At 38.8% G+C, this 2,908-nt stretch carries 3 protein-coding genes; all 3 read left to right on the top strand.

Translation table 11 applies throughout. The annotated features are described in order from the left end of the window. The coding region (locus tag ABYK33_RS15085) for a hypothetical protein (protein WP_373034137.1) at positions 1–199 on the top strand (199 nt) is incomplete at its 5' end. Between the two features lie 63 nt (positions 200–262). Beyond that, the gene (locus tag ABYK33_RS15090; RefSeq protein ID WP_373034138.1) at positions 263–2,359 is read left to right on the top strand and encodes a helix-hairpin-helix domain-containing protein; all 2,097 of its coding nucleotides are present in this window, start codon (positions 263–265) and stop codon (positions 2,357–2,359) included. Positions 2,360–2,489: 130 nt separating this feature from the next. Continuing rightward, positions 2,490–2,908, top strand: a 419-nt coding sequence (locus tag ABYK33_RS15095) for an exonuclease SbcCD subunit D (RefSeq protein ID WP_373034139.1), incomplete at its 3' end; no start/stop codon positions are given.

Here is a 2,908-nt window from a genome sequence, read left to right on the forward strand (position 1 = left end):
AGATACGGCTCAAAATATTCAAAAGGATATCTCTGAGGGTAAAGTAGATATGGCTGAAAATGTTGGCATCAAGATAGACAAAGAAAATATCAACATTGATCTGGAAAAAACAAAAAGTTTTGTTGAAGATCTGGGAAAGAAAATAGAAAGCTTTTTAGGTGAGATAGATAAAGCGGTAGATAATATATCTAAGAAGTAATACCCTCACAGTATATTTTAGATGAATATAGGTAAACTTCCATAAAAATATGGAACTTTATCTATGCAAAAGCTTACAGCTCTACTAGCAAGTAAAACAACTCTCAACGAAAAACAAATACAAAATATTTTAATGCTCCTGGATAAAGGAGATACTATTCCTTTCATAGCGCGTTACCGTAAGGAGCTTACCGGCGGGGCTGATGATGAGCAGTTACGTCTTTTTAACGATGTGTATCTGAGTGCGATGAGACTCTTGGAGCGTAAAGAGGAGATACTCCACATTCTTAAAGAGCGTGAACAGCTTAATGCTAAGCTGGAGTCAGAGATAGATGCTGCTCCAACTATGACAACATTAGAAGACATATACAGACCTTACAAAGAGAAGAAAAACACCAGGGCAGCTACAGCCATAAAACAAGGATTAGAACCACTTGCAAATACCCTACAGTCAGCCAAGCTAAGTAAAGAGGCTTTTATGAGTGAAGCCAAACGTTTTGTCCGTGCTGAGGTAAAAGATGTAGCACAGGCACTCAAAGGGGCTCAAGACATCGTCGCAGAGCGTTATGCTGAGATGCCCAAAGAACGTGAAGTATTACGTGATATGGTACAACGTCATGGGAGTATAGAAGTGAAAGGTACGAAAACCTTTCAAGAAAATGGAAGCTTTAAAAACTATAAATCTCACAGTGAAAAGATAGCCTACATCCCTTCCCACCGCTACTTAGCTATCAAAAGAGGAGAAAAAGAGAAAGAACTCTCTGTCAAACTAACGATAGATACAGAACGTTACCTAGATACGCTTAAACGCTATAAACTAAAAGAGTATATGGGAAGTTCTAAAACTTTGTTATTTGATGCCTATAAAGATGGTTTTAAACGTTTACTCTACCCCTCTATAGAACGTGAGGTGTCTGGACTGCTCAAAGAAAAAGCAGATGCCTCTGCTATAGAAGTATTTGGCAAGAATTTAACGCAACTTTTTATGAGCCCACCTGTAGTAGGTAAAGTACTTCTAGGTGCAGACCCTGCCTATCGTACTGGTTGTAAACTAGCAGTTATAGATGAAAATGGTACATATCTGGACCATGCCGTTATCTACCCCGTACCTCCACGAGACGAGTATGAAAAATCACGTGATGTAGTTGCTAAACTGGTTAAAAAGTACAATATTCAGGGGGTTGCCATAGGTAATGGTACCGCTTCTAATGAAACGCAAGAATTTTTTGCAAAACTGAACGCTGATGGACTTACACTTCCTTATACTGTAGTCTCTGAAGCAGGAGCATCTGTCTACTCTGCATCATCTGTAGCTGCCAAAGAATACCCGAACTTGGATGTAACTATACGTGGTGCCATATCCATCGCTGGTCGTTTGCGTGATCCTATGGCAACACTGGTAAAGATAGACCCTAAAAGCTTAGGCATAGGACAATACCAGCATGATGTTGACCAAAAGTTGTTGGAGCGTAAACTTCATGAAAATGTGGAACGTTTGGTAAACGCAGTAGGGGTAGATGTGAATTCTGCATCTGCTTCATTACTTTCAAATGTAGCGGGTCTGGGTAGCACTGTGGCAGAAAACATAGTGAAACATCGTGAGAATGTGGGTATCTTTGACTCAAAGAAGGCTTTGTTAAAGGTAAAAGGTTTAGGTGCTAAGGCATATGAACAAGCAGCTGGATTTATGCGTATACGTGGGGGTAAAAGTGTCTTTGATAATACAGGTATACACCCGGAGAGTTATGCAGTAGCCAAAGCCTTAGAAAAGTATGATGATGTGAGTGACATAAAAAGTATAGCCAAAGAGTTAGGTGTAGGTGAGATCACCTTACAAGACATCATCAAAGAGTTGGCAAAACCAGGGTTTGACCCACGTGAAGACTTGCCTGGCATTCCTTTTAAACAAGGGCTAACAGACATACATAGTCTAAGAGAAGGAAGTATCGTTTCAGGAATAGTACGAAACATCGCTGACTTTGGTGCTTTTGTGGACATAGGACTGAAAAATGACGGGATGATACATATCTCCCAGATGAGCCAAAAACGCATCGCTCATCCACTTGAAGTGTTGAGTGTCAATCAGTATTTACCTCGTGTTGAGGTGATAAGTATAGATTTGGAGAAGAATAAGGTGGGATTGAGTTTGAAAGAGGTGTAAAGGTCAATAATACACAGATAATTGTTCATCTAAAATTCCATCATTATAAAAAATTAACTTTTTTGAATATACATATGACATGAATATTACATTACATAGATATAATATATAAAACAAGTGGATAATTATAGTGAAGATCATACATTTTTCCGATACCCATCTTGGCTTTACTGATTTAGATATCACTAACGACAAGGGTGTCAATCAACGTGAAGCAGACTTTTATGAAGCATTTAAAGATGTCATTGAGGCTATTATACTTGAGATGCCTGACTATGTCATACACACTGGTGATCTTTTTCACCGTGCTTCCCCTTCTAACCGTGCTATAACCTTTGCTCTCACACAACTTAAAAGACTTGAAGAGCTAAATATACCTCTTATCATCATAGCGGGGAACCACTCAACTCCTCGTACTACTACCTCTTCACCTATCTTAGAAGCACTAAGTACTTTAGACAATGTTAAAGCAGTTTTTGAACAGGGTTATGAGATGCTGATGTTTAATGACATTGTATTTCATGCTATGCCTCATATCAATGATGAACG

Source organism: Sulfurovum sp. (assembly GCF_041562805.1).
Lineage (GTDB): Bacteria > Campylobacterota > Campylobacteria > Campylobacterales > Sulfurovaceae > Sulfurovum.

Bases quoted from the DNA above. Each gene is read 5' to 3' on its own strand.
- ABYK33_RS15090 (WP_373034138.1), top strand. From the start codon at position 263: ATGCAAAAGCTTACAGCTCTACTAGCAAGTAAAACAACTCTCAACGAA.